We start from the raw sequence: 25,030 nt of genomic DNA on the forward strand, positions 1-25,030 counted from the left end.
GGATCATTGGGAAGGTTTCTTAACAAACTGTCGACCGGACAAGTTTTCCCAGTTCGGGGGTCTCTGGTCAAGATCACCGGTTTGGACCAATCCGTTCGGCGGATCCGAATCGGTGTATGACTTCAAAGGTCATTCTTTTGTTCACGGATATGAACGAACCCCCGCCGGAAAATCGCGACGGGGGTTCGGGGCGAAGTGCGTTTCTAACGCACAGACAGATTCGCGACCGCTCGGACGACGGCGGTGCAGCGGTCTTCGACGTAAGCGAGCCCGCCTTCTTCGGCGATCCGGCGGGACTCGGCGGAGACGATGCCTTGCTGCAGCCAGAGCGCCTTCGCGCCGATCGCGACGGCCTGTTCCGCGATCGGCGGGGTGTCCTCGGACGGCCGGAAGACGTCGACCAGGTCGACGGGCTCCGGGATGTCGGTGAGCGAGCGGTAGGCCTTCTCGCCCAGCAGCTCGTCGGCCGTGGGATGGACGGGAATGATCCGGAACCCGTGTGCCTGCAGCACGGCGGCGACCCCGTGCGAGGCCTTGGCCGGATCGCGGCTCAGCCCCACGACGGCGATCGTCTTCGATCCGGCGAGGATTTCGGTGGCGCGATCGGTCATACCGGGTCCAACGACGGCGGGCGGCCGCGCATTCCTAAAGCTTCCAGAGCCGCAGTCCGCGCACCCGGTACACCGGCCAGACGACATGCCAGGCGCGGCGGCGCAGGAAGGCCGCGGAGCAGGTGAGCACGCTGCGCGCGGACGTCGTCGCGACGTCGTGGCGGTCCGGCCAGTTCTCGCCGTGCCTTCCGGCGGCGATCCGGAAGACGTTGACCAGGCCGCGGCCCTGCAGGTCGAATTTCGCCCCCGTGTCACCGGAATCCGGGGTCAGGGAGGCGATCTCCGGGCCGAACGCGGCCGCGGGCGCGGGCCCCGCGTCGGCGGGAAGGTCACCGACCGTCGCCGAGACCGCCTTGCCGTAGAGACGCCGGGTGTAGCGCTGGAGCAGCAGCCGCTCCCACAGCGGCAGGACACGGCGATGCTTCAGCAACGCCGAACACTCCGCGTGCCCGATGGCGAAGATGTCGGTCAGCTCGTCGTAGGCGTTGTGCGCGGTGGGCTCGTTGAGGTGCACCCGCACCTCGTAGCGGATGCGCGCGGTGAGCTCGTCGAGCTCTTCGCGACGGTCGATCCTGGCCTTCGCCCGTGAGAGCGCCCAATCCGACATGGGAGCAGGCTAGGTCATGATCGGGGGCGTGGGAGGCCCTTTCGGCCTAATCTCTTCGTACCGGCCAGTGGAACGGGCGTCTTGTGCGGGCACCGGCGACGGGGCAGAGTTCGGCTGTCGGAAGGAGCCCATGGACGCCAGCACGCTGCAGGAGGCCGCGGCCGCGCTGCTCAGCGCGTACGAGACCGGCAAGCCGATCGCGCCCCTCATCGAGTCCTATCCCGCCGCGACCCTGGAGGACGCGTACCGCATCCAGCAGCGGCTCGTCCGCCACTGGGCTGAACGCGGCGACGAGGTGCGCGGGCACAAGGTCGGTCTCGCGTCCGCCGCCATGCAGCGGCAGATGGGCGTCGACCAGCCCGACTACGGCCATCTGACCGCCTCGATGTTCCACCTCGAACACCAGCCGATCCCGATCGGCGGATTTCTCCAGCCGAGGATCGAGCCGGAGATCGCGTTCGTGCTCGGCTCGCGGCTGCGCGGCCCCGGCGTCACGGTGGCGGACGCGCTGCGGGCGGTGGACTTCGTCGTGCCGGCGCTGGAGATCGTCGATTCCCGCATCCAGGACTGGAAGATCAGCATCGTCGACACGATCGCGGACAACGCGTCCTCGGGCGGGGTCGTCCTCGGCAGCAGGCCGACCGCGATCGGCGACATCGACCTGCGGCTGGTGGGCTGCGTCCTGCACCAGAACGGCGAGATCGCGGCGACCGGGGCGGGCGGCGCGGTGCTCGGCTCGCCGGTGAACGCGCTGGTGTGGCTCGCGAACACGGTCGGACCGCTCGGGGTCGCGCTCGAACCGGGGCACGTCGTACTGCCGGGTTCGATGACCCGGGCGATCCCGGTGAGCCCCGGCGACACCGTCGTCGCGACGATGGCGGGGCTCGGCAGTGTCACCGCGAAATTCTCCGGGGAGGAACGGCCGTGAGCCTTGGCGTGCGGGAGGCGGCGGAAGCGCTGCTGTCCGGGGAAGAACGCGAGCCCTTGACGGATACGTGGCCCGCTTTGGACGTCGATACCGCTTATGCGATCCAGGACGAGGCGCTCCGGCTCAGGCTGGAGCGCGGCGAGACGCTGATCGGCGTCAAGCTGGGCCTGACCTCGCGGGCGATGCAGCAGCGGATGGGGATCGACTCGCCGTTGCTCGCGTGGCTCACCGACGCGATGGTGCTGCCCGCCGGTGTCCCGGTGCCGTCGCTGATCCACCCGCGTGCGGAGCCCGAGCTGGTCTTCGTGCTGGGCAACCGGCTCGCGGGCCCGGGGGTGACCGCGGCGACCGCGATGGCGGCGGTGGCCCGGGTCCACGGCGGCATCGAGATCGTCGACAGCCGCTTCCGTGACTACCGGGGCAAGCTGCCGGACGTCGTGGCGGACAACGGTTTCTCCGCGTACTTCACGCTGGGCCCGGCCGGCATCGATCCGTCCACAGTAGACCTTTCGCTGGAGGCGGCGCTTCTGGAGGTCGACGGCGCGATCGTCGACACCGCCACGGGTGCGGCCGTGCAGGGGCATCCGGCGGAAGCGCTGTCGCTCGCGGCCAACACCCTCGGCGCTCGCGGGCTCGCGCTGGAGCCGGGCTGGATCGTGCTCACCGGCGGGATGACCGACGCCGTCGACGTGCGCCCGGGTTCACGGGTGGCGGCGCATTTCTCGCATCTGGGCTCGATCACGCTCGCCGGGTCTTGACGTCGGCGCGGTCGGCCGTCCGGACCAGACCGCGGGTCAGCCGAGGCCAGATCGCGCGCGGGAGGTCGTGTCCCATCCCGGGGACGATGTCCACTTCGGACTTCCGCAGCGCGCGGGCCGTCGCCCGGCCGCCGGAAACGTGGACGAGCGGATCCTTCGAACCGTGCACGACCAGTGCGGGCACTTCGAGTCTCCGCAACGCGCGGAAGCGATCCCGGCTCGAAACGATCGCCGCCAGCTGCCGCGCGGTCCCGCCGGGGTTGACGCCGCGATCGAAGGACCGCTCCGCGCGCTCACGCATCCGCGCCTCGTCGAAGGGGTAACCGGGCGACCCGATGACGCGGAAGGTGCGCACCAGCGAATCGACGTACTCCTCGCGGCCGCGAGGAGGCGCCGTCAGCAGCATCGCCATCGCCTTGGCGCTCGGCCGCCCGACGAACCGGTTGCCGGTGGTCGACATGATCGACGTCAGCGACCGCACCCGCGACGGATACTCGATGGCCAGCGTCTGCGCGACCATCCCGCCCATCGACGCGCCCACGACGTGTGCGCTCTCGACACCGAGCGCGGTCAGCAGACCGGCGGCGTCACCCGCCATGTCCGCCAGCGAGTACGGCGCGGTGCGCAGGGTGTACGCGAGCGGCAGGTTCGCGCGGCCGGACATCCGGCTGGACCGGCCGGCGTCCCGGTTGTCGTAGCGGATGACGAAGAACCTCTCGGCCGCGAGGTTCTCGCAGAGTTCGTCGTCCCACCAGATCATCTGCGACGCCAAACCCATGATCATCAGCAACGGCCTGCCATCCGGCGCTCCGAACGTCTCGTGGCACAGCTGGACGCCGTTCACATCGGCGATCTTCTCCGGCATCAGGACAGTGTGACCGCCCAAGGCGGAAACGGCTACGCGTCCTCGATGTGGACGGCTTGGCTCTCCGGCCCGGCGGTTCGCTGCGTGCCCGCGTCCTCGGCGATCTCTTCCGGCTCGGTGTCGCCCGGTTCGCCGCCGTCGGGCTTGCTGAGCTGGACGGCCTCTTCGGACGCGTCGGCCGGGCTCGGGCCGTCGGCCGCTTCGCGGTCTTCCTGGTCGGACATGGTTCCTCCGCTGGATCGGGGTCGTTCCATCCACCGGTTACCCACTCATTCGCCGCGATACGCGCGAGCCTGGATTTCGTAAAGCTCGTGGTAGAGGCCTCCTTCCTCGATGAGCTCGGCGTGCGTGCCTTGCTCGATCAGTCGTCCCTTCTCCAGCACCAGGATGCGGTCCGCGGAGCGGATGTTGGCCAGCCGATGGGTCACCAGGATCGTCGTGCGCCTGCCCGCCCCGGAAACGCTCGCGTGCCTCAGCCCCGCGAAGACCCGGGCCTCCGCCTTCGCGTCGAGTGCCGCCGTCGGCTCGTCGGCGACCAGGACGGCGGCGTCGCGGTAGATCCCGCGGGCGATGCCCATCCGCTGCCACTGCCCGCCCGAAAGGTCCTGCCCATCGTTGAACTTCTTGGACAGCACCGTTCTCTCCTTGGCGGGCAAGGATTCGATCACTTCGTCGGCGCCGGAGGAGATGATCGCGTCGTGCCACGCGGCGCGCTCCGGGTCTTCCCGGCCGAGCCTGCCGACGGTCACGTTGTGCTCCGCCGTCATCGGCCATTCGGCCGGGTCCTGGGCGATGACGGCGATGTTGGCGTGCACCGACTCGTGATCGGCGCCGGCGAGATCGACGTCGTCCCAGTACACCTTTCCCTCCGAAGGCGGATAGAGCCCGGTGAGCAGCTTGCCCAGCGTGGTCTTGCCCGAACCGTTCTCCCCGACGAGGGCGATCACCTCGCCGCGCCGGATGGTCAGCGAAACCTCGCGCAGCGCGGGGTTCTCCTGACCGGGATAGGTGAAACCGACGTTCTCCAGCCGGATCTCCGCCGGATCCGGTGGAGCGGCGACCCCGCCCTTCACCGGGCCGCGTTTGCCGGATTCCACCAGCAGCCGGTGGAAGAAGGCGATGTAGAACGACTCCTCGTACAGGGAGTTCACCGCGTGCATCGTGATGGACAGCGAATTCGACGCCGTCCGCATGGCGAGCGCGGCCGTTCCGGCGAGGGCGAGCTCCATCCGGCCGGTGTAGAGCAGGAGACCGAGCACCAGATACGCGATCGCGGTGCCCACCCCGGCCGCCGCGCGCCCGGTCAGGCGGACCATGTTGCTGCGATGCGCGAGCCGGACCTCTTCGCGCATCAGGCTTTCGGTGATCCGCCGGTACTCCCGGAGCAGCGGCTCCTGCAGCGTGAGCGCGTGCCGTTCGAGGGCGAAGGTGCGCCAGGTGGCCACCTCTTCGACGATCCTCTTCCGGATGTTCCGGCCGACGGTGTCGAGATAGTGCCGGTAGTTCAGCCGCGCGACCTTGGCCGCCGCCCAGCCGTCGGCGGTCGCCGCGAGCAGCAGTACCGGCGCGAGCCACGGATTCAGCAGGCCCGCCGCCACCAGCGCGGCACTCAACGAGATCAGCGCCGACGTCAGATCCGCGATCCAGCGCAGGCTCATCTCGATCGACCGGACCCCGTCCCGCGCGCCCTGCCTGGCCAGCTCCCGGAAATCGGCGTCCTTGAAGGCCAGCAACCGGACCCTGACCATCGCGGCGGTGACCTCGTCGCCCGCCGAGGTCACGACCCGCGGCCGGAGCGTGCCCTCGACCGCGGCCACCGCGGTGTCGAGCAGGGCGCGCAAGGCGTACGTGCCGACGACGATCAGCAGCGCGGGCAGCGATTGCAGCACCCTTTCCGGCGTCGGCCCGTTCTCCAGCAACGCGATGAACACGTTCGCCGTGGCCAGCAGCCCGAACGCCGTGACACAGCCCGAAAGCAGGTGGACGACGCCGGCGAGCAGGGTCAGCCGCGGTGACGTCCGCCAGGCCAGCCGCAGCACGATCGCCACGGCGGACGGGAGCGCGCGGATGGCCTGGACCATCCCCGCGTCGGCCACGGTCTCGTCGGGCGTGGCCCAATCGGGCATTTTCACGTTCTCGACCCCGATCAGGGGCACGGTCGGTTCGGGCACTCGTCCTTGTCTACGCGCACCCACCGACATTTTTGAGAGCCGAAGGGGTGCGGTGGTTTTTTCTGATGTGTCACTGGGCTTCGATTGCGGAGCGCGTTGCGAAAGCCACTTTCGCAACCTTCAGCGTTGCGAAAGTGGCTTTCGCAACCTGCGCCCGGGGGCTACGCCGGGCACAGGCGGTAGCAAAGGTCCCTTGCTCCCGCACGCGACGCTCAGTTCTCAGGTGACCGTGTGGGTTTTGGGACATCTGACGTCCCAAAATCCACACGGTCGGTCAGGGTCGCTACGCGGGTGTGTGGCGATAGGGACACTCAACGTCCCTATCTCCAAACCTCTGGTCGTCGGCCGGGTCGCGCTGAGCGGTAGCAAAGGTCCCTTGCTCCCTCAGGTGACTGTGTGGGTTCCGAGGCATCCAACGCACCAAACCCACACGGTCGGTCACCGCCGTTACGCAGGGTGAGAGGTGTGTGGAAATAGGGACACTCAACGTCTCTATTTCCACACACCCACCAGTCGTCGGCCCGGTCACGCCAAGCGGTAGCAAAGGTCCCTCGCTCCCACCGGCCCGGCCCACCGGTCGTCCGAGCGGCACCAAAGGTCCCCCGCTCCCACCGGCCCGGCCCACCAGTCGTCCGCCCGGTCACGCCGAGCGGTAGCAAAGGTCCCTTCATCTCCCGCCCGCCATGGGCTACTCTCTCGCTAGAGCGATCTATCAAGTCGCAAGGGGGCGCACATGGAAACTCTTCGAGACCGGGGACTCACCGCGTTACGGCTGATCCTCGCCTTCACGCTGCTGTCCACCACGCTGCACTACGCGCACAACGTGCTCAGGGCCGCGGACTACCCGCAGGTCGAGGGGGTCTCGGTGGGCATGGCCGCCACCTTGGTCGTCGTCGCGTACGTCCTGTTCACCGTCTTCGGCGTGCTCGGCTACCGCGACTACCTGCGCGGACGTTATTGGCGCGCGCTCGCGTTCCTGATGGTCTATTCGCTGTCCGGCCTCGCGAGCCTCGGCCATTTCCTGGTCGCCGTGCCGCAGATCCCGGCCTTCTGGTTCGCCACGATCTACACCGACACGGCTTCGGCGCTCGCGTTGTGGGTCTTCGTGACCTGGGCGGCGACGAAACTCAACCGGGTGCCCGTGCGCACGGTCTAACCGGCATAAGTGATGCCGTGCGGCGCGGCGACCTTGTTGATCTTCGCCGGATCGAGGTGGCCGTCGCTGAAGACGGCCGGGCCTGCCTCGATCAGGTCCTCCAGATAGTGCTCCCAGCCGCCGGGGGAGGAAATCTGCAGAACGCGGGGCGGCTCGGAGACGCGGCGTAGGGCGTGGGGGACGCCGCGCGGCAGCAGGGCGAAGGTGCCCTTCGTCGCGATGTGGCTCTCGTGGTCGAAATCGATCCGGAGTTCACCTTCGAGGACGTAGATGCATTCGTCGGCCTCGTGATGCACGTGCCGCGGGATGTCCATGGCGACGGTGACCTCGAGCAACGAGAACCTCGTCTCGGTGTCCTCGGTCATCGCCTTGACGCTGAACGCGGGCGGCAGCCGCACCCGGCCAGGGCGCGCCTCACCGGGTTTGAGCAGGAGGAATCGGTCCTTCGACATGCTATGCTCTCCTTCATTCGGAAACGGACTCCGTTTCCACTTAATCTTGAAGGAGGCAGGTTGTCAACCAAGCCGCGAGCCGACGCGGAGCGCAATCGGGCCCGGGTGGTCGACGTCGCGCGCGCGTTGTTCGCCGAACGGGGCGACGACGTGCAGATGCCGGAGATCGCCCGCGCGGCAGGCGTCGGGGTGGGGACGGTGTATCGGCATTTCCCGGATCGCCAGGCACTGGTCGAGGCGGCGGCGGAACATCGGTTCGCGGAGATCGAGGAGTACGCCCGGGCGCACTGCTTCGGCGAAAGTTCCGGTCTGGAGCGCTATCTCCGCTATGTCGGCGAGCTGTTGTCCCGCGATCGCGGTCTCACCGCGGCCATCGATTCGGCCCGCGGGCGGCCCGGAAGCGAGCCGCGCGGTACCGCTCGTGAGCGGCTCGAAACCGTGGTCGCCGAGGTCATCGCCCACGATCAGGCCGCCGGTCTCCTTCGTCCGGACTGCACGGTCGCCGACGTGTATCTCCTGGTCGGCGCCCTGTCGTCGGTTATCCGCAAGGGTGCCGACTGGGCTCGTTTCCTCGACCTGCTCCGTGACCAACTTTCTACATGACGTTGACGCTGATCAGTGCAATGTAGACAATCGGAAAGGTGACGCGGACCACATCGGTGACGTTCGAACGTCATCCCAGCGGCTACCGGCACTGGAAACTGTCCACCGACGGCGACGTCGCTTGGCTCGAACTCGACGTCGACGCGGACGGCGGTCTCGTGCCGGGGTACGAACTCAAACTCAACTCGTACGACCTCGGCGTCGACATCGAGTTGTACGACGCGACGCAGCGGCTGCGGTTCGAACATCCCGAGGTACGCGTGGTCATCGTGACCAGCGCGAAGGACAACGTCTTCTGTGCCGGCGCGAACATCCGCATGCTGGCCTCGTCGTCGCACGAGTGGAAGGTGAACTTCTGCAAATTCACCAATGAGACCCGCAACGCCATGGAGGACGCCGCCGCGCACTCCGGGCAGCTCTACGTCGCGGCGGTCAACGGCACCTGCGCCGGCGGCGGCTACGAAATCGCGCTGGCCTGCGAAAAGATCCTGCTGGTCGACGACAACTCCTCGACCGTCGCGCTGCCGGAGGTGCCGCTCCTCGGTGTCCTGCCCGGCACCGGAGGGCTGACCAGGGTGGTCGACAAACGCGGGGTGCGGCGGGACCTCGCCGACGTCTTCGCCACCCGCCCCGATGGGGTGAAGGGGCGGACCGCCGTCGACTGGCGGCTCGTCGACGAACTCGTGCCGCGGCAGGGTTTCCGCGAAGCCGTGCTGGCCAGGGCGAAGGAGTTCGCGCGGACGAGCGAGCGGCTCGACGGCGAAGGTGTCGAACTGAAGCCACTCAAGCATCGTTATGTCGACATCGCCCGCACCAAGACCGAAGCGACGATCACCGTCAAGGGCCCGGACGGTGATGACGGCTGGCTACTGGACGTCACCCGCGAACTCGATGACGCGATCCTGCGCCTGCGCACCAACGAACCCGAACTCGGCACGTGGGTGCTCCGCACCGAAGGCGATCCGGCGAAGGTCCTCGAACACGAGCGTGCCGTGTTCGACGCGAAAGACTGTCTGAGCAACGAAATCGTCCATTACTTCAAGCGGACGCTGAAGCGGTTGGACGTCACCAGCCGCAGCCTGATCGCCCTCGTCGAGCCTGGCAGCTGCTACGCCGGGCTCCTGCTGGAGATCGCGCTCGCCGCGGACCGGCAGTACATTTTGGACGGTCCACCGATCGAAAACGAAGAAAGTGAAGAACGAGCGTCGATCACGTTGTCGGAAGCCAACTTCGGCCGCTTCCCGATGGGTAACGGCCTGACCCGCCTCGAATCCCGGTTCTTCGGCGACCCGGACCACGTCACGAAGCTCGCGGAGGTGCGCGGAGAACCGCTGAGCCCTGCGCAGGCGAACGAACTCGGCCTGGTCACCGGCGCCCCGGACGACCTCGACTGGGAGGACGAGATCCGGATCGCGCTGGAAGGACGGGCTTCGCTCAGCCCGGACGCCCTGACCGGAATGGAGGCGAACCACCGGTTCGTCGGCCCCGAGACGCTGGAAAGCAAGATCTTCGGCCGCCTGGCCGCCTGGCAGAACTGGATCTTCACTCGTCCGAACGCATCCGGCCCCGAGGGCGCGCTGCGTCGCTACGGTACCGGTCAGAAGGCCGTCTTCGACAGGAAGCGGGTTTGAACAGCCCATGCCGACCAAGATCGATTACGACGCCAAGATCCCCAACAACGTCGACCTCTCCGGTGACCGGCGCCTCCAGCGGGCACTGGAGGGCTGGCAACCGAAGTTCCTTGACTGGTGGGGCGAAATGGGTCCCGCGCTGCGGACGCAGGGGGTCTACCTGCGGACCGCGGTCAGCGTCGGCAGGGACGGCTGGGCGCATTTCGACCACGTCGACGTGCCCGACTACCGATGGGGGATCTTCCTCGCGGAGCCGGATCCGGACCGGGTGATCGGCTTCGGCGAGCACAAGGGCGAGCCCGCTTGGCAGCAGGTGCCCGGCGAATACCGCGCCGACCTGCAGCGGCTCATCGTGATCCAGGGCGACACCGAACCCGCGTCGGTCGAGCAGCAGAAACTGCTGGGCCTCACCGCGCCGAGCCTCTACGACCTGCGGAACCTGTTCCAGGTCAACGTCGAAGAAGGCCGCCATCTGTGGGCGATGGTGTATCTGCTGCACGCCTACTTCGGCCGCGAAGGCCGGGACGAGGCGGAAGGGTTGCTGCTCCGGAATTCCGGAAGTCCGGACGCGCCCCGGATCCTCGGCGCCTTCAACGAGGAGACCGCGGATTGGCTCGCCTTCTACATGTTCACCTATTTCACCGATCGCGATGGCAAATATCAGCTCGGCACCCTCAAGGAAAGCGGCTTCGACCCGCTTTCCCGCACTTGTGAATTCATGCTCAAGGAAGAGGCGCACCACATGTTCGTCGGCACCACCGGGGTCGACCGGGTGGTCACCCGCAGTGCCGAACTGATCCGCGAGCACGACACCTTCGACATCGCCGGGCCCGGCGGGATCCCACTGGAGGTCATCCAGCGTTACCTCAACTTCCACTACACCGTCTCGCTCGACCTGTTCGGCGGCGAGACGTCGACCAACGCGGCGAACTACTACACCGCCGGGCTGAAAGGCCGCTGGCAGGAGACCCGCCGCAAGGACGACCACAAGCTCACCGACGCCGCCGGATCGCTGTCCCGGCCGAGGGCCGACGGCACCTGGGAGACCGAGGAACTCGCGGCCATCCTGCTGCTGAACCTCGACCTGCGGGAGGAGTACCGCGCCGACTGCCAGACCGGCGTCAACCGCTGGAACAAGATCCTCGACGACGTGGGCGTCGACTTCCGATTCGTCCTCCCGCACCCTGGATTCAATCGCGAAGTCGGCATAAACTCCGGCCACCATGTGACGCCCGACGGCACCGTTGTCGACGAGCGGACCTGGCTGGCCGGCAAACGCAAGTGGCTGCCCACTCCCGAAGACCTGACCTTCGTCCGATCGCTGATGCACCCGGTGTACGAGCGAGGAAAGATCGCGAGCTGGGTGGCGCCGCCACGCCAGGGCATCAATGGGAAACCGTTCGACTACGAATACGTTTACCTGAGCTGAGCCGATAGAAGGTGTGCCTGTGTCCGCTGCTGCCACCGGTTTCAACGCGGCGAGCTACCTGCTCGACCGGCATCTGGCGGAAGGGCGCGGGGCGAAGGACGCGGTCGTTTCCCCGAGGCGGAGCCTCACGTACGCGGGGCTGACGGCCGAAAGCCGCAGGGTCGCGGCGGGGCTGAAGGCGATCGGCGTCCGCCCGGAGGAGCGGGTCCTGTTCTGCATGGTCGACGACGTCGAGCTGCTCACCGGGATCCTCGGCGCGATGCTGGCCGGAGCGGTCGCGGTGCCGGTGTCCACCATGGGCACCGGGCTGGACCTCGGCAAACTGCTCGCCGATTCGCGGGCAAGGGTCCTGTGTGTTTCCGGCGAGTTCGCCGCGCAGGCGACGGTCGCGCTGGGACTGGCGCCGGAGGTCACGGACGTCGTGCTGGACCGGGCCAAGGCGGCGGACCTGCCGTCCGGGGTCCGCACGCACGAGTGGGGCGATCTGTCCACAGTGGACGAAGTCGGTTTCGAACCGGCGCCGACCTGGGAGGATTCGCCCGCGCTCTGGTTGTACACGTCGGGAACGACGGGCAAACCGAAGGGCGCGATGCACCGGCACGCCGGCATCCGCGCGGTCTGCGAGACGTACGCGCGCGGCGTGCTGGACGTCGGGCCGAACGACCGGTTCCTGTCCGTCCCGAAGCTGTTCTTCGCTTACGGCCTGGGGAATTCGGCGTTCTTCCCGCTCGCGGCCGGCGGGACGGCCCTGCTCGAACCGGCGAGGCCGACCCCGGGGCTGATCGCCGCCAGGGTCCGCGCGGAACGGCCGACGTTGTTCTTCGCTGTCCCGACGTTCTACGCCGCGCTGCTCGCCGGCGACATCCCCGACGACACTTTCTCGTCGGTGCGCCAAGCGGTTTCGGCGGGGGAACCGCTGCCCGCCGTGCTGTACGAACGGTTCCGCGACCGCTTCGGCGTCGAGATCCTGGACGGGATCGGTTCGACGGAGGCGTTGCACATCTTCCTGTCCAACCGGCCGCGCCAGGTCCGTCCCGGGAGCACCGGGGTGCCGGTGCCGGGCTACGAGATAGCGCTGCGCGACGAACGCGGCGAGCCGGTGCCGGACGGGCAGCCCGGTGAACTGTTCGTCGCCGGGCCGTCGATCGCGACCGGATACTGGGCGAGGTACGAGACGACGAAGCAGGTCTTCCAGGGTGAGTGGCTGCGGACGGGCGACAGCTTCGTGCGCAACGCGGACGGGAGCTACACCTGCCTCGGGCGCTTCAACGACATGCTGAAACCGGGCGGGATCTGGGTGTCGCCCGCCGAGGTCGAGGACAGGCTGCTGCAGCATCCGGCGGTCGCCGAGGTCGCGGTGGTGGCCGCCTTCGACGCCGACGGCATCGAGAAACCGGTCGCGTGCGTGGTCGGCGTACCCGGCGGCAGGCTCGACGCGGACGAGCTGATCGAGTTCTGCCGGGCCGGGCTGGCGTCGTTCAAGCGGCCGCGGGGCATCGTCGAGCTGGGCGAACTGCCGAAGACGGCGACCGGGAAGATCCGGCGCAACGTCATCCGGGAACTGGTGCGGGACATGTACGAGGTCCGGACATACCAGCCGGACCCGGCCTCGCCCCTGCCCGGCTGACGTCCACCCAATCACGCGTGTCGTCCACCCAATCACATGCGTCGTCCATCTGATCACGCGTGATCGCCAATTCAACAAGCCAAGCTCGCGTGGATGGATGGACGACACGCGTGATCAGATGGACGACACGCGTGATTGGGTGGACGACACGCGTGATTGCACGGACGTCAAGCGCCGTTGACGGTGCGCAGGGTTCGCATGGCCTCGGCCAGGTCGTGCGCGTCGTCGCCGAGCGGGGTCAGGACGATGCGCCGCAGGATCTCGGCACAAGCTTCCCGCGCCTTCTCGGCGACGTCGAGACCGTGGTCGGTGAGCGCCGCGAAGGTGACGCGGCGGTCGTCCGGGCTGGGCACGCGGCAGATCAGGTCCGCGGCGACCAGCCGGTCCGCGACCTTGGTGAACCCGCCGCTCGACAACGCCGCCTCGACGGCCAGCCGCGTCATCGGCATCCGGTGCTCGGGTGAGCGCACGAGCCGCAGCAGGATGTCGAACGACGCCGGCGCCAGGCCGAATCGTTCGGCGATCTCGCCCATCAGCCTGTTCTGCGTGGCCAGGTAGCCCTCGATCACCAGGCCCCACCACGTGATCACTTCGTCGTCGTTCGGTTCCTCCGGTTTCACCACTGTCACGCGAGCGAGGGTACACCCAAAACTCTTCCTGGAATATATCTTGCGCGCGAGAGGTTATCGGGTTAGCTTGAGTCCACCGGCTCCAAAGGAGGGGCACCATGTCGATCAAGACTTCGGGTCTGCACCACGTCACCGCCATCGGTGGCGACCCCCAGCGCAACGCGGACTTCTACACCCGGGCACTCGGCCTCCGGCTGGTGAAGACCACCGTGAACTTCGACGACCCCGGCACGTACCACCTCTACTACGGCGACGGGTCCGGCAAGCCTGGCTCGCTGATGACGTTCTTCCCGTGGCGGGACGCGCCGAAGGGCCGTCACGGCACCGGCCAGGCGACCACGACGTCGTTCTCCGTGCCGGAGTCCTCCCTCGGTTGGTGGAAGCAGCACCTCGCCGAGAATCGCGTGGAGACCAGCCAGGTCCGCAACGCCGACGGTGAGGAGACGCTCACCTTCCTCGACCCGGACGGCCTCGAACTCGCGCTCGTCGCGCATCCGCAGGGCGACCCGCGTGACTCGTGGGACACGAAGCTGGTCCCCGCCGAACACGCCATCCGCGGGCTGCACTCCGTCACGCTGTCGGTGTCCAAAGAGGACGCGACCGCCGGGATGCTGACCGACGGTCTCGGCCTGACCTTCGCTCACCAGGACGGCAACCGTCTGCGGTTCTCCGCCGGTGAAGGCGGCCCCGGCGCGCTCGTCGACGTCCTCGTCACACCGGACGCCCCGCGCGGGCTGGTGGCGGCGGGCACCGTGCACCACGTCGCTTGGCGCGCGCCGGACGAGGACACCCAGGCCGCCTGGCGTGACGAGCTGATCGACGACGGTGTGAACGTGACGTCCATTTTGGACCGTCAGTACTTCCGCTCGATCTACTTCCGCGAGCCGGGCGGCACGCTGCTCGAGGTCGCGACCGACGAACCCGGTTTCGCGATCGACGAGCCGCTGCTGGAACTCGGCCGCGCGCTGAAACTGCCGCCGTGGCTGGAGCCCCAACGCGAGGACATCGAAGCCATGCTGCCGAAGCTGGACCTGCCGAGCGAGAACAACCCGCGATGAGCACCTTGGAACACAAGTACGTCGAAGGGGCGATCGACGAGCCGGTGCTGCTGCTCCTGCACGGCACCGGCGGCGGCCCGGACGATCTCGTGCCGCTCGCCCGGCAGCTCAGCCCGGCGTCGGCGCTGCTCGCACCCGCCGGACCGGTGTCGGAACACGGTGCGGCGCGCTGGTTCCGCAGGCTGGCGGAAGGCGTTTTCGACCACGAGGACGTCGTCTTCCGCGCGAACCAGCTGGCCGACTTCGTGCTCGCCTCGCGTGAGGCGTACGGCCTCGGTGACCGGCGGCTGGTCGCCATCGGATTCTCCAACGGCGCCAACATCGCCGCCGCGGTGACCCTGCTCCGCCCGGACGCCGTGAGCGAGGCCGCGCTGTTCGCGGCGATGTCTCCTGTGCCCGCCCCGCCGCCGAACGATCTGTCCGGGACCAGGGTCTTCCTGTCGAACGGCGAGCACGATCCGATGGCGCCGCTGGCGTCGGCGGACGCGCTCGTCCGTGACCTGCGCGAGCGCGGCGCGGACGTCGTCGCCCACCGGCATCCCGGCGGGCACCAGGTGACGGGCAACGGTTTGGTAGCGGCCGCCGGGTGGCTCAACCCGTAGCGGGGAGAGCAAAGCACGCGAACGTAACATCGGCCGATGACTAACGGGGACCTCGTCCGCGCCCAGGCCCTGCTCGACAGGGTCCTCCTCGCGGACGGGCACAACGATCTGCCATGGGAGCTGCGGGTCACGACCGGGCCGGATCCGGTCGAGGCCGTGGCCGGCACGGATCTCACGGTCCGTCAGCCGCATCTGCACACCGACTTCCCGAAGCTTGCCGAGGGCAGGCTCGGGATGCAGTTCTGGTCCGTCTACGTGCCTTGCCAGTTCGAGGGCCACAGCGCGGTGACGGCGGTGCTCGAACAGATCGAGATCGTGCACCAGATGGCCGAGCGTTACCCCGATCGCCTGGCCCTCGTGGACACCGCCGACGAGGCGGAAGCCGCTTTCCGCGACGGCAAGATCGCGTCGCTGCTCGGCGCCGAGGGTGGCCACAGCATCGCCGAATCCCTTGGCGTGCTGAGGATCCTGCGCCGCCTCGGGGTCCGCTACATGACGCTCACGCACAACTACAACACCTCCTGGGCCGACTCCGGCACCGACGAGCCCGAGCACGGCGGGCTCACCGAGTTCGGCCGCGACGTCGTCCGCGAGATGAACAAGATCGGCATGCTGGTCGACCTTTCGCACGTCGCGCCGAGCACGATGCGCGCCGCGCTGGAGGTCAGTTCCGCGCCGGTGATCTTCAGCCACTCCTCCTGCGTCGCGGTCAACGACCATCCCCGCAACATCCCCGACGACGTCCTGGAAACCCTGGCCGCCAAGGACGGCGTCGCGATGGTGACGTTCGTGCCGGGCTTCATCTCGCCGAAGGTCGCCGAATGGGACGACCAGCTGCGCCAGGACATGGAAGCCGCGGGCAAGGACTACCGGAACATCGACCAGCGCACGAAGTTCACCGCCGAACGAGGCGGACCCGAGAAACCGAAGGCGGGTATCGACGACGTCGTCGCGCACATCGAGCACGCGCGTGAAGTGGCAGGCGTCGACCACATCGGACTCGGCGGCGACTACGACGGAGTCGCGACGTTGCCCGAAGGCCTCGAAGACGTTTCGAAGTACCCGGTGCTGTTCGCCGCGCTGCTGGAACGCGGCTGGAGCGAAGAGGACTGCGCGAAACTGGCCGGGAAGAACACCTTGCGCGTGCTGCGCGCGGCGGACGAGGTCACCCGTTCGGACGCTTGAGGGCGCGATCAAGCCCGCTTCGGCGGACACTGTCCTGCATGACGCAGCCTGAGGAGGGCGCCGCCGAGGTTCCCGTCGAGCCGTCCGAGACCGCGGGCGGCGCACGCCACAGCGGTAAGTTCGACGCCGGCCCGAAACTCAAACGGACACGGGTGAGCGGCACCTGGGTCGCCGTCATCGTGGCGTTGATCGTGCTGGTGTTCCTGCTCGTGTTCATCCTGCAGAACCAGGACACGGCCACCGTCCACTTCCTCGGCCTGTCCGGCAGCATGCCGCTGGCGGTCGCGATGCTGTTCTCCGTGATCGCCGGTGGCGCGCTGGTCGCGCTCGTCGGCGGCGCGCGGATCATGCAGTTGCGCAAGCAGGCCAAGAAGTCCCGGCATCAGCTGCGCTGAAGGGCGCCCCGCCGGAACTCGCTCGGGTTCACGCCCCGCACGCGTTTGAACGCCGCGCTGAACCCGAACGCGTCGGAATAGCCGACGGTGCGGGCGATGTCCGAGATGGTCGCGGATTCCGGACCGGCGAGGAGATCCGCCGCGACCGTCATCCGCCAGCGGGTGAGATAGGTCAGCGGCGGTTCGCCGACCAGATCGGCGAACCGTTTGGCCAGCGTCGACCGCGATACCCCGGTCCGCCCGGCCAGCGTGCCGACGGTCCACGGTGCCGCCGGTTCCGTGTGCAGCAGGCGCAGGGCGTCGCCGACCACGGGATCCCGTTGCGCGGCCCACCACGCCGGGGGCCGTCCGCCGGGTCGGTCGAACCATTCGCGCAGTGAACAGACCAGCAACCAGTCCAGCAGCCGGTCGAGGACCACCTGCTGCCCCGGCGCGTCGATGGCGACCTCGGCGGCGACGTGCTCCAGCACGGGATCACCCGCGCCACCGGCGTCCACCCGCAGCACGACGGGCAGCGCGTCCAGCAGCGGACGGCCGATCTCGCCCCGTACCGGATACGCGCCGACGATCAAGGTCGTCTCGCCGCCCGGGTCGTCGATCCAGCCGAGCCGGTGCCGCGTTCCGCCCTGATCGGGCGTCGCGCAGTGCTCGCCGCACGCGATCGGACCGGCCCGGGTGCCGACCTCGTCGACGAAGGCGAACGTCGCCGGGCCGCGCACGATGACCGACTCGCCCGCGCGAAGCGGCTCGGGCGGGCCGTCCTCCGGCACGATCCAGCCCGCGCCGGTGAGTACGGCGCACAGGGTCAACGGCGCGCCGTCCACGAAGTGCAGGTTCCACGGCGGGGACAGGGTCGAGCTGCCGAACAGGGAGCCGTGGGAGCGCACCCCGCTGGATCAGGTCACTGAAGACATCCACCTGGCCGAGGTTAGAGAAGGGGACGGCCAGGGCGGCACGTTGCGAAAGCCACTTTCGCAACCTTCAACGTTGCGAAAGTGGCTTTCGCAACGTTGGTGGAGGGCCTCAGCGCGCTGGACGAACACGCAGGCGATCCGGCCCTTCGCCTATGGGCACGTCCAAGTCCGCCGTGTTGAATCGAGCTCATGCTGACCACTGACGACCTCGAATTCCTCCGCCGCCCCCTGCACGGGTTCCTGACCGTGGCCGGCGGCCCGGTCCGGCCGGTGTGGTTCGAGGCCGCCGACGACGGCACGATCCAGCTGTTCACCCCCCGCGAGTCGCCCAAGGTCCGTCGGCTGGACGGCGATCCCCGCGCGTCGATCATCGTCGCCGCGCCGGTGGGCGAACGCGAACGCTGGGTCTCGGTCTCCGGGAGCACCACGGTGGAGCCCGACGGGGCGCACGAACTGGCCGCGCGGCTCGCCGAGCGCTACTGGGACCTCGAAGACCCGGCCCACGCCGACGAACTCGCGGGGATCCAGACCCTCGATCTCGTGCGGCTGGTCATCCGGCCGGAGAAGGTGAGCCGCTACCTGATGTGATGATCGACGTCATCCCGAGCAGGGTGGCGCAAACGTTTTCGTCGCCCTCCGCGGTGATCCGGTCGCGATCCGCCGGGTTCCGGGTGCACAGCCGCCAGAAGGTGTCCGCGTCGGTCGTCACCGAGGCCAGCGGCGTGCGTGACGTCGGCGCGACGCGGTCGAGTTCCCAGCCGTCCGCGGTCCGCCGCGCCGTCCACTTCCCGCCACCCTGCCCGGTGACGGTGTAGCCGACCTGCCTGCCGACGCGCGCCTCGACGTCACGCAGGGTGTACGGCAGCGCCCGCATGAAGGTGTCGACCACCGGACCGCGGAACTCCGCCTCGTCCAGCATTCGCGCACCGACGGCCTCGCGGATCTGCTGCTGGTGCACCCAGAACTCGGTGTACTCGCGGGCGACGTCGAGCCAGACCGGCGCGGGTTCGTCCCCGGCCCAGCTCACCGGCTCGCCGATGGCGTCGAGGTCGGCGCGGCCCCACATCTCGGCGATCTGCGAGGTGCTGTCCACCAGCATCGCGAACAGCACCTCGGGTGACAGCCGTCGGCACGCGACCACCCATTCGTCGTTGATCCGGTCGATGAAGTCCCCGAAGCGTTCACCCTCGCGCGGTGCCGTCGCCCGGTAGTCGTCACGGTCGCGGGAGAGCCTGCCGAGTTTGTCGCCGAGGATGTGGGCGGCGAGATCGTGCACCGTCCAGCCCGTGCACACCGTCGGCGCGGCCCACTGTTCCGCGTGCAATCCGGTGAGCACGTCGAGCAGAGCCTGCTCCTCCCGCGCGAACAGCGGGAGGACGTCGATCGGCGGTCCCCAGCGTGTGAAGCTCATGGTGACCATCCAAACACCAAGGTCCATCACATTTCCGGCCATTCGGCCTACTCGCAGGTAGCATCAGCGCGAACGCGAGGGGAGTGCCCGTGAGCAACGATCGACCCGCCGGTGACGACCTGACCGCATTCGCCAAACGCGCGGGACAGCTGGCGAGCTGGGCCGCCCGCACGGGCTTCGAGTTCACCCGCAAACTCCCCGGTGTCGAGATCGCGGAACAGATCGTCAAACAGGGCGAGCGGCAGCTGCTTTCGGAGCTGCGCCGCCGTCTCGACGAGGTCGACGACCCGTACCACGCCGCGCTCACCGCCGCGTCCGCGATGAACCGGCCCGATCCCGACGGTTCGCGGCCGGTCGAGGCGACCATCACCCTCGTGCACACCCGCGCCCACCTCGAACCGCTCCGCGCCGCGATGGCGGAACTGCTCAACCACTCCATCGGCTTCGGCCGCGAGCGGGCCCGCGAATACCTGTACGCGATCATCCTGCGGCAGCTCACGCCGGACGAGGCCCGCATCCTTTCCGCGCTTTCCGACGGTTCGCCGTTCCCCGCCGTCGACGTCGCCGAGCGGACCAGTCTCGGCGCGGCCGGGCGGTTCGTGCTCCGCAACGCCTCCACCGTCGGCAAGGCCGCCGGGGTGTCGCTGCCGGACCAGGTACCCGGCTACCTCACCAGGCTGATCGGGCTCGGCCTGGTCGAGCTGGACGAAGAGGTGCCCGCGCTGGAGACGCAGTACGAGATCCTGCTGACCGACGAAACCGTCCGCGAGGCGGAGAAGTCGGTGAAGCGAGCCAAGTTCGTGAAGCGCACGGTCCATATTTCCCGGCTCGGCGCCCAGTTCTGGCAGGCCTGCGACCCGAGCGCCGGCTGACCTCGGCATGGGCGCGTTCCTCGACGGCATTCTCGCCGACTTCGCCCAGCACTGGCCGATCTACGTCTCCATCCCGATCGTCGCCGCCCTGATCGGCTACACCACCAAACTCGTCGCGATCCGGATGATGTTCCAGCCGGTCGAGTTCGTCGGCATCAAACCGTTCCTCGGCTGGCAGGGCATCGTGCCCAAACGCGCCGCGCGGATGGCGAGCATCGCCTGCGACACGATGACCGAGCAGCTGATCAAACCGGCCGAGGTCGTCGCCAGGCTCGATCCGCGGAGAATCGCCAAGGAGATCGAAAAACCGCTCCAGGCCGCCGTCGAGGACATCGTGCGCGACGTCGCCGCCCAGTACCGGCCGGGGCTGTGGGAATCGCTGCCGGTGGGCATGCAGCGGCTGGTGATCCAGCGCGTGCAGGCCGAGACGCCGCGGATGGTCGCGGCCGTGCTGGAGCTGATCAAGTCCGATGTGGACAGTGTGTTCGACCTCAAGGGCATGGTGGTCACCGCACTGGTCAAGGACAAACGGCTGCTGAACCGGATCTTCCAGGAGGCGGGCGACAAGGAGTTCAAGTTCATCGCCCGCTCCGGCATCTTCTTCGGCGGGCTCATCGGCGTGATCCAGATGGTCGCGTGGGTGCTGTTCAAGTTCCCGCTGATCATGCCGCTGTTCGGGCTTTTCACCGGCTGGTTCACCGACTGGCTCGCGCTGCGGATGATCTTCTATCCGATCGAGGAGCGCCGGTACTTCGGCGTGCGCTGGCAGGGCTTGTTCCTGAAGCGGCGCGGCGAGGTCGCGGAGGCGTACGGCGGGCTGATCGCGAAGGAGATCATCACCCCGCACAACGTGATCGAGGCGGTGCTGCACGGCCCGTTGTCCGATCGCGTGCTCGGGCTGATCCAGCGCCAGCTCGACGAACAGCTCGGGCGCCGCGTCGGCGTCGGGAAACCGCTGGTGGTGTTCGCCGTCGGCAGCAAGCGGTATCAGGACTTGAAGCTGAACATCGCCGAGAAGATCATGGCCGAACTGCCGGCCACCATGCGGTACATCGAGGACTACGCGACCGACGCGATGGACATCCGGAACGTGCTGGTGACGAAGATGAAGGAGCTGACGCCGCGCGAATTCGAAGGCCTGCTGCGGCCCGCGTTCCAGCAGGACGAATGGATCCTGATCGCGACCGGCGCCGTCCTGGGTTTCGCCGTCGGTGAGGCGCAGGTGTTGTTGCTCGAGCACTTCGCCGCCTGACGACCCGCATTTCGTCCTCTGAATGCGGTAGTCGCACGCGCAAGGACCGCATCCAGAGGACGAAATGCGCGGATGGCTGCCTCATCGGCGGTACACCGGGTGCTCCGTCCGGTCTAGAGTGCCCCCTGCACTGAGCCTTGGGGAGGGCGCACATGGCCGACGCGGGGAGCCCGTGGCCGCAGGAGATCCGGCTGGCGATGACCATGGTGGGCGGGGCGAGCCTCGCGGTCTGGATGGGCGGGGTCGCCACCGAGACCTCGCATCTGCTCCAGGCGTCGAGAACGCCGGAATCGAAGAGCCCGTACCGGGCCCTGCTCGATCTGCTCAACGCCACCGTCTCGCTCGACGTGCTCACCGGCACGAGCGCCGGCGGTATCAACGCGGCGTGCCTCGGGCTCGCCGAGGCGTTCCGGTCGAGTCCGCAGGTGCTGCGGGACACGTGGATCAGCACGGGCTCGCTCGACAACCTGATCCGCGACCCCGGCGAGAAGGAGCCTCGTTCGCTGCTCGACGGCGACAAGGTGCTGCTCGGCGATCTCAAGGACGCGTTGCACCGGATCACCGACAAGGCGACGGTGAAACCCGACTGCCCCGACATCACCGTGCTGCTCACCGGCACGATGATCGACGGCGAGACGACCAGGTTCGACGACGCGCTCGGCAACCTGGTGCGGGACACCGAACACCGCCTCCTGTTCCGCTTCGACGCTCCTTTGTGGACAGACGACGTGGTCGGCCCGCTCGCGCTCGCGGCACGGTCCACCGCGTCGTTCCCCGGCGCGTTCGAACTTTCCCGGATGCCGATCGGCGGGAAGACCGGACCGCTGCATCCGGACATGACGAAGTACACCGACGTCACCCGCTCGCATTGGCTCACCGACGGCGGGGTCCTGTTGAACAAACCGTTGCGCCCGGCGCTGCGGGAGATCTTCGAACGGCAGTCGCATTCGGACGTCCGGCGGCTGCTGCTGTACGTGGTGCCGACGGCGGAACGCGAGGCCGAGCGGGTCGCGGTCGAACCGGACCGGCCGCCGCTGCTGGGCAGCGCGCTGAGCAAGGTCGTCGGCACCGTGCTGAGCCAGACGATCAGCGCCGAACTCGAAGACCTGACCAGGCACAACGACGCCGTCGTCCGGACCAGGGGGACCCGGGTTTCCCTCGCCGCGATGGGGGTCCGCGGCGGCCCGGACTCGCTGGTCGACCAGCGGCTGATGAACGACTACCGCGACCGGCGCGTCCAGGAGGACGCCACCGCGCTGGTCCGCGACGCGACCCGCAGGCTCTCACTGTCCGATGTGGAGGATCAGGGCCGTCAGTGGGCGTCCGGCACGGCGGCGCAGCTGCGCGCGGCCGCGGCGGCCGGGCTGCGGGACGGCCTGCCCGCCGAGCCGCCGAAGGACACCTGCGAACTCGCGGACGTCGTCGCCTTCCGCACGACCGCGCTCGACGATTCGGTCGCCACCGGGCTGCAGCTGGTGAACGCGGGTTTCCGGCTCGATCCGTCGCCGGAGCAAGCGGTGCAGCTCAACCGTTGCCGGGTGCTGCTGCACGAAGCGCGGCACAGGGCCGCGCGGGGGAAGCGGCTGGCGGGCTGGATCACCGAACAGGACCCGCCGCCCTCCGACGTCACCTTGGCGGCCTGGATCGAAGGTCTCGCCAAGGAATGGGCCGCGCTCGGCCGCTCGGACACGCTGAAGGAGGCGTGGCCGCTCGTCGTCGCCGCCCTCCGGCAGGCCACCCCGATCCTTTTGCCGTTGGCGCAGGCGAAACCCGAGACCGAAGCCGCCGACACGGTCAGCACGCTCCTGGCGTGGACGGGGCTCACCGCCGACAGCACGAGCGCCGGCGATCCCGTCGTCACCTCGCGGCTCGTGCGCCTGCACATCGCGACCCGCGGCTTGCTCGCGCAACCGCCGTCGGTCGACCAGCGGGTCGATCTCGTCCAGGTGAGCGCGGATTCGCGGACGCTGCTGGACATGAAGCGACGCCGCTCGTGGGACAAGCTCACCGGGATGCAGGCCGACTACTTCGGCGCGTTCTACAAGGCGTCCTGGCGCGCGAACGACTGGATGTGGGGCCGGGTCGACGGCGCGGGCTGGCTGGTGCAGTGCCTGCTGGACCCGAAACGCCTGCGCCTGCTGCGCGACGTCGTCGGACGGGAGGAGTTCCGGACGCGGGTGCGGGACACCTTCAAGGCGATCGGCTGGCGGCAACCCGGCACGGAAGACGGACTGTCCACAGAGGAAGCGAACGCCCTGCGCGCACAGTTGGCCGGGGAGCTGGCTTTCCTCGGTCTCGACGGCGAACTCGCCGATGTGGAGGGCGAAGCGGGCCTTCCGATCAGCATGCCGGTGACGGCGATGGTGCTCGCCAGGGTGCAGCAACTGGAGATCGCCCGCGAGGAACTGCCGTGTGTCGGCCTCCACTGCGGACACGACGCGAAAACGGCCAAGGGGAACGGAAAACCCTCGGAACGGTTCAGGAAACTCGTCGAGAACGAGCCCGAAACCGACGAGCAGACCCAGCGCGCGTTCCAGGCGTGCCAGGTCTCCGGCGAACGGTTCGAACACGAACGCGGCACGATGCTCCTGACGAAGACGCTGGTCAAGGCCGGTGCCGCCGGGATCAACGCGGCCGCTGGGGCGACGCGGGTGCCGAAGTCGGTCCAGCCCGCCGCGACCTTCGCGAAGGCCGCCGGGCGCAGCGCGTGGTGGATCACGCGCGGCGCGGCCACCCTGCCGTCACCGTGGAACGTGCTCGCCGCGCTGATCACCGTGCTGGCGGGGTTCGTCCTCGGTGGCCACGGCGGACCCGTCCTGCAGTGGGTCGGCGTGCCGGTGGCCGCGGGCGCCATCGTGTTCCTGGTGGTGAGCCTGATGACGTTGCGCAAGACGTGGCGGATGGTGCTCACGGTGCTCGGTGTACTCGTGGTGGCGGCGTTGCTGTTCGCCGCGTTCCTGCCACCGGTGCGCGACCCGCTGTTCGGCTGGCTCGGCGGCGTCGTCGCGGGCTGGCGTCGCGGCGAGGCGCCGGTCTGGTGGCTGGTGGTCTGCTTGTTGCTCGTGCTACCCGCCATCTGGACGCCGCTCGGTTCGCTCGCGGGTCGCAAACGGCGTCGTGAATAGCGGAACCGGGCGCCGAATAGCGTGTTGACCGTGCGACGAAGTGGTAACGGTTGGTATCGTCACATGCAGTGAGACCGCAGCGAAGCGGCCTTACCCACAAGTGCTGCGCTTCAAACGTTACCGTTACCTTTGTCACGTGTGTTTCAGGGTTGTTGCAGGTAGCCGCGTTGCCGCCGCCGCGCTGATCTGACCGCGCCCGAATCCTCCGGTACGTTTCTTGGACATGTCCGGAAAGCACTTGATCGAAAATCCGACCAAGGCAGACGGTGCCGCGCTCTGGAGAATCGCCCGCGATTCGAAGAAGCTGGATCTCAACACGCCTTACGCCTATTTGCTGTGGTGCCACGATTTCGCCGACACCTCGGTCGTCGCGAAGGTCGACGGTACGCCGGTCGGCTTCGTGATCGGGTACCGCAAGCAGGACGTCGGCTTCGTCTGGCAGGTCGCGGTCGACGCGTCCCAGCGGGGAAAAGGCCTGGCCGGAGCCCTGCTCGACGAGCTGTTCGGCCAGTTGACCGCCCAGGGCGTGCGGTACCTCGAAACGACGATCACCCCGGACAACGAGGCTTCGATCCGGTTGTTCGCCTCGTTCGCCAAGCGGTGGGACGCCACCGTGGAACGCCAGGATCTGTTCTCCGCGACGGATTTCCCGGCCGAGGAAGGAACGCATGAGCAGGAGGACCTGTATCGAATCGGTCCGCTCAGCAGTCAATAGAACGTAAAACCGGGGATCTCAGGGAGAAAGAAAA

24 protein-coding genes and 1 pseudogene are annotated in these 25,030 nt (G+C 68.4%); 16 read left to right on the top strand and 9 right to left on the bottom strand.

The features are described from left to right. Positions 1 to 203 precede the first annotated feature (203 nt). Both ACLJQ7_RS10980 and ACLJQ7_RS10985 read right to left on the bottom strand, forming a co-directional pair. Entirely contained in the window at positions 204 to 611 is a 408-nt protein-coding gene (locus ACLJQ7_RS10980) for a CoA-binding protein (protein ID WP_410648069.1), read from the bottom strand. Positions 612 to 645: 34 nt separating this feature from the next. Continuing rightward, positions 646 to 1,218, bottom strand: a complete 573-nt coding sequence (locus tag ACLJQ7_RS10985; RefSeq protein WP_410648070.1) for a hypothetical protein — start codon at positions 1,216 to 1,218, stop codon at positions 646 to 648. A gap of 130 nt (positions 1,219 to 1,348) precedes the next feature. On the opposite strand from ACLJQ7_RS10985, the gene ACLJQ7_RS10990 reads away from it, so the two are divergent. Both ACLJQ7_RS10990 and ACLJQ7_RS10995 read left to right on the top strand, forming a co-directional pair. Continuing rightward, positions 1,349 to 2,146, top strand: coding sequence for a 2-keto-4-pentenoate hydratase (locus tag ACLJQ7_RS10990; protein WP_410648071.1), 798 nt, complete (start codon positions 1,349 to 1,351; stop codon positions 2,144 to 2,146). After that, positions 2,143 to 2,904 carry a 2-keto-4-pentenoate hydratase gene (locus tag ACLJQ7_RS10995; protein WP_410648072.1) on the top strand — a complete coding sequence of 254 codons (762 nt, stop codon included), beginning with the start codon at positions 2,143 to 2,145 and terminating at the stop codon, positions 2,902 to 2,904. Before ACLJQ7_RS10990 ends, ACLJQ7_RS10995 begins: the two co-directional genes overlap by 4 nt. On the opposite strand, the gene ACLJQ7_RS11000 is transcribed toward ACLJQ7_RS10995, so the two are convergent. Genes ACLJQ7_RS11000 through ACLJQ7_RS11010 form a run of 3 tightly spaced genes read right to left on the bottom strand, consistent with a single transcriptional unit; the run spans position 2,885 to position 5,940 of the window. Beyond that, positions 2,885 to 3,769: an alpha/beta fold hydrolase gene (locus ACLJQ7_RS11000; RefSeq protein ID WP_410648073.1), complete on the bottom strand. Its 885-nt coding sequence runs from the start codon at positions 3,767 to 3,769 to the stop codon at positions 2,885 to 2,887. The two genes, ACLJQ7_RS10995 and ACLJQ7_RS11000, sit on opposite strands and share 20 nt — an antisense overlap. Before the next feature lie 32 nt (positions 3,770 to 3,801). Beyond that, positions 3,802 to 3,993 carry a hypothetical protein gene (locus ACLJQ7_RS11005; protein ID WP_410648074.1) on the bottom strand — a complete coding sequence of 64 codons (192 nt, stop codon included), beginning with the start codon at positions 3,991 to 3,993 and terminating at the stop codon, positions 3,802 to 3,804. 45 nt (positions 3,994 to 4,038) lie between these two features. Next, positions 4,039 to 5,940 (bottom strand): ABC transporter ATP-binding protein, encoded by a 1,902-nt coding sequence (locus ACLJQ7_RS11010; protein ID WP_410648076.1) that lies wholly within the window; start codon positions 5,938 to 5,940, stop codon positions 4,039 to 4,041. A 733-nt stretch (positions 5,941 to 6,673) separates the two neighbouring features. Here ACLJQ7_RS11010 and ACLJQ7_RS11015 point away from each other — a divergent pair. Then, complete coding sequence (locus ACLJQ7_RS11015) at positions 6,674 to 7,096, top strand: hypothetical protein (protein ID WP_410648077.1); 423 nt, start codon at positions 6,674 to 6,676, stop codon at positions 7,094 to 7,096. Here ACLJQ7_RS11015 and ACLJQ7_RS11020 read toward each other — a convergent pair. After that, on the bottom strand, positions 7,093 to 7,548 hold the full coding sequence (locus ACLJQ7_RS11020) for a cupin domain-containing protein (protein WP_410648078.1): 456 nt from the start codon (positions 7,546 to 7,548) through the stop codon (positions 7,093 to 7,095). The genes ACLJQ7_RS11015 and ACLJQ7_RS11020 overlap by 4 nt on opposite strands. Positions 7,549 to 7,608: 60 nt before the next feature. Between ACLJQ7_RS11020 and ACLJQ7_RS11025 the strand changes: the two genes are divergently transcribed. Genes ACLJQ7_RS11025 through ACLJQ7_RS11040 form a run of 4 tightly spaced genes read left to right on the top strand, consistent with a single transcriptional unit; the run spans position 7,609 to position 12,838 of the window. Beyond that, entirely contained in the window at positions 7,609 to 8,151 is a 543-nt protein-coding gene (locus ACLJQ7_RS11025; RefSeq protein ID WP_410648079.1) for a TetR/AcrR family transcriptional regulator, read from the top strand. Positions 8,152 to 8,189: 38 nt separating this feature from the next. Then, the gene (gene boxC, locus ACLJQ7_RS11030; RefSeq protein ID WP_410648080.1) at positions 8,190 to 9,782 is read left to right on the top strand and encodes a 2,3-epoxybenzoyl-CoA dihydrolase; all 1,593 of its coding nucleotides are present in this window, start codon (positions 8,190 to 8,192) and stop codon (positions 9,780 to 9,782) included. 7 nt (positions 9,783 to 9,789) lie between these two features. Continuing rightward, a complete protein-coding gene (gene boxB / locus ACLJQ7_RS11035; protein ID WP_410648082.1) occupies positions 9,790 to 11,211 on the top strand; it encodes a benzoyl-CoA 2,3-epoxidase subunit BoxB in 1,422 nt (473 codons plus the stop codon). 19 nt (positions 11,212 to 11,230) lie between these two features. After that, on the top strand, positions 11,231 to 12,838 hold the full coding sequence (locus tag ACLJQ7_RS11040) for a benzoate-CoA ligase family protein (RefSeq protein WP_410648083.1): 1,608 nt from the start codon (positions 11,231 to 11,233) through the stop codon (positions 12,836 to 12,838). Positions 12,839 to 13,005: 167 nt separating this feature from the next. On the opposite strand, the gene ACLJQ7_RS11045 is transcribed toward ACLJQ7_RS11040, so the two are convergent. Then, on the bottom strand, positions 13,006 to 13,467 hold the full coding sequence (locus ACLJQ7_RS11045) for a MarR family winged helix-turn-helix transcriptional regulator (protein ID WP_410648084.1): 462 nt from the start codon (positions 13,465 to 13,467) through the stop codon (positions 13,006 to 13,008). A gap of 98 nt (positions 13,468 to 13,565) precedes the next feature. On the opposite strand from ACLJQ7_RS11045, the gene ACLJQ7_RS11050 reads away from it, so the two are divergent. Genes ACLJQ7_RS11050 through ACLJQ7_RS11065 form a run of 4 tightly spaced genes read left to right on the top strand, consistent with a single transcriptional unit; the run spans position 13,566 to position 16,707 of the window. Further along, positions 13,566 to 14,525, top strand: a complete 960-nt coding sequence (locus tag ACLJQ7_RS11050) for a ring-cleaving dioxygenase (RefSeq protein ID WP_410648085.1) — start codon at positions 13,566 to 13,568, stop codon at positions 14,523 to 14,525. Beyond that, positions 14,522 to 15,127, top strand: a complete 606-nt coding sequence (locus ACLJQ7_RS11055; protein WP_410648087.1) for an alpha/beta hydrolase — start codon at positions 14,522 to 14,524, stop codon at positions 15,125 to 15,127. Before ACLJQ7_RS11050 ends, ACLJQ7_RS11055 begins: the two co-directional genes overlap by 4 nt. A 36-nt stretch (positions 15,128 to 15,163) precedes the next feature. Continuing rightward, on the top strand, positions 15,164 to 16,312 hold the full coding sequence (locus tag ACLJQ7_RS11060; RefSeq protein ID WP_410648088.1) for a dipeptidase: 1,149 nt from the start codon (positions 15,164 to 15,166) through the stop codon (positions 16,310 to 16,312). Between the two features lie 38 nt (positions 16,313 to 16,350). Continuing rightward, positions 16,351 to 16,707, top strand: a complete 357-nt coding sequence (locus ACLJQ7_RS11065) for a lipopolysaccharide assembly LapA domain-containing protein (RefSeq protein ID WP_410648089.1) — start codon at positions 16,351 to 16,353, stop codon at positions 16,705 to 16,707. Here ACLJQ7_RS11065 and ACLJQ7_RS11070 read toward each other — a convergent pair. Further along, a pseudogene (locus ACLJQ7_RS11070) lies at positions 16,695 to 17,625 on the bottom strand (AraC family transcriptional regulator). The gene ACLJQ7_RS11065 and the pseudogene ACLJQ7_RS11070 sit on opposite strands and share 13 nt — an antisense overlap. Positions 17,626 to 17,810: 185 nt before the next feature. Here ACLJQ7_RS11070 and ACLJQ7_RS11075 point away from each other — a divergent pair. Then, positions 17,811 to 18,209, top strand: a complete 399-nt coding sequence (locus ACLJQ7_RS11075; RefSeq protein WP_410648090.1) for a pyridoxamine 5'-phosphate oxidase family protein — start codon at positions 17,811 to 17,813, stop codon at positions 18,207 to 18,209. On the opposite strand, the gene ACLJQ7_RS11080 is transcribed toward ACLJQ7_RS11075, so the two are convergent. Next, positions 18,172 to 19,041 carry a maleylpyruvate isomerase family mycothiol-dependent enzyme gene (locus ACLJQ7_RS11080; protein WP_410648092.1) on the bottom strand — a complete coding sequence of 290 codons (870 nt, stop codon included), beginning with the start codon at positions 19,039 to 19,041 and terminating at the stop codon, positions 18,172 to 18,174. The two genes, ACLJQ7_RS11075 and ACLJQ7_RS11080, sit on opposite strands and share 38 nt — an antisense overlap. Positions 19,042 to 19,121: 80 nt before the next feature. On the opposite strand from ACLJQ7_RS11080, the gene ACLJQ7_RS11085 reads away from it, so the two are divergent. From ACLJQ7_RS11085 to ectA, 4 genes are all read left to right on the top strand, one after another. Then, complete coding sequence (locus ACLJQ7_RS11085; RefSeq protein WP_410648093.1) at positions 19,122 to 19,904, top strand: Abi-alpha family protein; 783 nt, start codon at positions 19,122 to 19,124, stop codon at positions 19,902 to 19,904. Between the two features lie 7 nt (positions 19,905 to 19,911). Beyond that, entirely contained in the window at positions 19,912 to 21,156 is a 1,245-nt protein-coding gene (locus tag ACLJQ7_RS11090; RefSeq protein WP_410648094.1) for a DUF445 domain-containing protein, read from the top strand. Positions 21,157 to 21,308: 152 nt separating this feature from the next. Further along, entirely contained in the window at positions 21,309 to 24,281 is a 2,973-nt protein-coding gene (locus tag ACLJQ7_RS11095) for a patatin-like protein (RefSeq protein ID WP_410648095.1), read from the top strand. Between the two features lie 223 nt (positions 24,282 to 24,504). Then, positions 24,505 to 24,996, top strand: coding sequence for a diaminobutyrate acetyltransferase (gene ectA, locus ACLJQ7_RS11100; protein WP_125683739.1), 492 nt, complete (start codon positions 24,505 to 24,507; stop codon positions 24,994 to 24,996). Positions 24,997 to 25,030 lie beyond the last annotated feature (34 nt).

Source organism: Amycolatopsis sp. cmx-4-54, from assembly GCF_046548895.1.
In the GTDB taxonomy this organism is placed as follows: Bacteria; Actinomycetota; Actinomycetes; order Mycobacteriales; family Pseudonocardiaceae; genus Amycolatopsis.

What these genes read in the sequence shown, in the direction of transcription:
- ACLJQ7_RS10980 (WP_410648069.1), bottom strand. Translation starts at nt 611, where the DNA reads ATGACCGATCGCGCCACCGAAATCCTCGCCGGATCGAAGACGATCGCC.
- ACLJQ7_RS10985 (WP_410648070.1), bottom strand. Translation starts at nt 1,218, where the DNA reads ATGTCGGATTGGGCGCTCTCACGGGCGAAGGCCAGGATCGACCGTCGC.
- ACLJQ7_RS10990 (WP_410648071.1), top strand. Translation starts at nt 1,349, where the DNA reads ATGGACGCCAGCACGCTGCAGGAGGCCGCGGCCGCGCTGCTCAGCGCG.
- ACLJQ7_RS11000 (WP_410648073.1), bottom strand. Translation starts at nt 3,769, where the DNA reads ATGCCGGAGAAGATCGCCGATGTGAACGGCGTCCAGCTGTGCCACGAG.
- ACLJQ7_RS11005 (WP_410648074.1), bottom strand. Translation starts at nt 3,993, where the DNA reads ATGTCCGACCAGGAAGACCGCGAAGCGGCCGACGGCCCGAGCCCGGCC.
- ACLJQ7_RS11015 (WP_410648077.1), top strand. Translation starts at nt 6,674, where the DNA reads ATGGAAACTCTTCGAGACCGGGGACTCACCGCGTTACGGCTGATCCTC.
- ACLJQ7_RS11020 (WP_410648078.1), bottom strand. Translation starts at nt 7,548, where the DNA reads ATGTCGAAGGACCGATTCCTCCTGCTCAAACCCGGTGAGGCGCGCCCT.
- boxB (WP_410648082.1), top strand. Translation starts at nt 9,790, where the DNA reads ATGCCGACCAAGATCGATTACGACGCCAAGATCCCCAACAACGTCGAC.
- ACLJQ7_RS11050 (WP_410648085.1), top strand. Translation starts at nt 13,566, where the DNA reads ATGTCGATCAAGACTTCGGGTCTGCACCACGTCACCGCCATCGGTGGC.
- ACLJQ7_RS11055 (WP_410648087.1), top strand. Translation starts at nt 14,522, where the DNA reads ATGAGCACCTTGGAACACAAGTACGTCGAAGGGGCGATCGACGAGCCG.
- ACLJQ7_RS11060 (WP_410648088.1), top strand. Translation starts at nt 15,164, where the DNA reads ATGACTAACGGGGACCTCGTCCGCGCCCAGGCCCTGCTCGACAGGGTC.
- ACLJQ7_RS11065 (WP_410648089.1), top strand. Translation starts at nt 16,351, where the DNA reads ATGACGCAGCCTGAGGAGGGCGCCGCCGAGGTTCCCGTCGAGCCGTCC.
- ACLJQ7_RS11075 (WP_410648090.1), top strand. Translation starts at nt 17,811, where the DNA reads ATGCTGACCACTGACGACCTCGAATTCCTCCGCCGCCCCCTGCACGGG.
- ACLJQ7_RS11080 (WP_410648092.1), bottom strand. Translation starts at nt 19,041, where the DNA reads ATGGTCACCATGAGCTTCACACGCTGGGGACCGCCGATCGACGTCCTC.
- ACLJQ7_RS11090 (WP_410648094.1), top strand. Translation starts at nt 19,912, where the DNA reads ATGGGCGCGTTCCTCGACGGCATTCTCGCCGACTTCGCCCAGCACTGG.
- ACLJQ7_RS11095 (WP_410648095.1), top strand. Translation starts at nt 21,309, where the DNA reads ATGGCCGACGCGGGGAGCCCGTGGCCGCAGGAGATCCGGCTGGCGATG.
- ectA (WP_125683739.1), top strand. Translation starts at nt 24,505, where the DNA reads ATGTCCGGAAAGCACTTGATCGAAAATCCGACCAAGGCAGACGGTGCC.